General features: G+C 62.4%; 1 protein-coding gene. It reads right to left on the bottom strand.

The window, feature by feature from the left end; all coding sequences use genetic code 11:
• Window positions 1–657: calcium-binding protein (locus tag AC1DQM_RS29875; RefSeq protein ID WP_477747266.1), on the bottom strand; the 657-nt coding region annotated here is incomplete at both ends.

The raw sequence follows: 657 nt of genomic DNA, 5'->3' as shown, positions 1-657 counted from the left end.
AAGGTCAGGCGCTCGATGTTAGCGGCCATGAAGGTGTGGCTGGGGTTGACCACCGACACGCGCATTTCATCGTTGCCGCCATCGGCCAGCTCGACGATGCTCGGCGTGGCACTGGTGTTGATGTAGTAGATATCGTCCCCGGCACCGCCYTCGAACGCTATCCCGCCCAGTGCAACGGTGAAGCTGTCGTTGARCGCCGAACCGATGACTCTTTCGATGTTGGTCAGGGTGCTGCCCTCGGCGTCGCCGCCGGTGCCCGCCAGGCCCGTACCCAGACGAATATCAACGTTCACCGCAGCGGCCGACGTCGAGTAATCGACCGTATCGGTACCGACTCCGCCGTCGAAGTCCGTGCCTCGACCGTCGCCGACAAAGGTGTCGTTGTAGTTCGAACCCTTGATCGCTTCGATGTCGGTGAAGGTATCGCCYGCYCCGATTCCGGAATGCACACCGGTCTTCAGATTGATGTTCATCGCCACGGTGCTGTCGGTATAGCCKRCMGTGTCAWAACCGGCACCRCCGATGAACTGGTCGGCGCCCGCGCCACCGTACAGCGTGTCGGCACCCGAACCGCCGGTGATGATGTTGTCGCTGGCATTGCCCCAACCGGTGTACGCRCCACTGCCGGTGAAGGTCAGGCGCTCGATGTTAGCGGCC

The sequence above is a fragment of the Pseudomonas sp. 01L34 genome, from assembly GCF_056400265.1.
Note: the sequence above shows the minus strand (reverse complement) of the source record. Positions and strands in the feature narration are given on the sequence as shown.